The sequence below is a fragment of the Mesorhizobium sp. M7A.F.Ca.CA.004.06.1.1 genome (genome assembly GCF_003999135.1).
Classification (GTDB): Bacteria; Pseudomonadota; Alphaproteobacteria; order Rhizobiales; family Rhizobiaceae; genus Mesorhizobium.
In genome coordinates this window covers 1-694 of the sequence record NZ_RZPQ01001337.1, presented here as the reverse complement: position 1 = coordinate 694, position 694 = coordinate 1, and the positions used below count along the sequence as shown (strand labels likewise).

At 62.7% G+C, this 694-nt stretch carries 1 protein-coding gene; it reads right to left on the bottom strand.

The window, feature by feature from the left end:
• A partial coding sequence (locus EN906_RS36175; protein WP_127375875.1) for an MFS transporter occupies positions 1-619 on the bottom strand: 619 nt, incomplete at its 3' end.
• Positions 620-694: the final 75 nt, after the last annotated feature.

Genomic DNA, 694 nt, shown 5'->3' with positions numbered 1-694 from the left:
AAGCGACAGCCGACACCGGCGAATTGGCATAAAGGCCTCTGACATCAAGTGAGACATCCTGCAGCGGCTTGGGGTGAGAGGCGGTCGAGACCGCCGTCGGAATGAGCGATAGGCAAAACAGGATGCCGGTGATCATGAACAGCGATGCGGACTTCACGTCGCCGCCGGCGACGATCATCTGCCCGCCCATGATCGAGGCATAAGTGACCATCATGTAGAGGCCGAAGACGGTGCCGCGGTTCTCGTTGGTGGCCTTCTCGTTCAGCCAGCTTTCGATGACCATGAAGGCACCGGCCATGGTGAAGCCGGTGAAGGCGCGCAGCAGGATCCAGACATATTCGTCGATGATCAGCCCGGTCAGTAGCGCCACGATGGCGCCGGATGCGGCAAAGGCGCCAAAGGCGCGAACGTGGCCTGCGCGGCGCACGATGCGCGGTGCGAAGAAGCAGCCGGTGACGAAGCCGCCGGCCCATGCCGTGCCCATCAGGCCGAGCGATGCGGTCGAGAAACCTTCCAGTTGACCGCGCAGGGGCAAGAGCAGTCCATGCAATCCAGATGCCGCGAGCAGGAAAGCGGTGCCGCGAAGCAGCGAGAGGATCGGTCGGTAGGTTGCGAACATTGTTTGATCCGGCTCAGGTTTGGCGGGGACGCTGGGTCTGAAGACAGCCGCATTCGGGCTTTTCGGCGGCGGGCT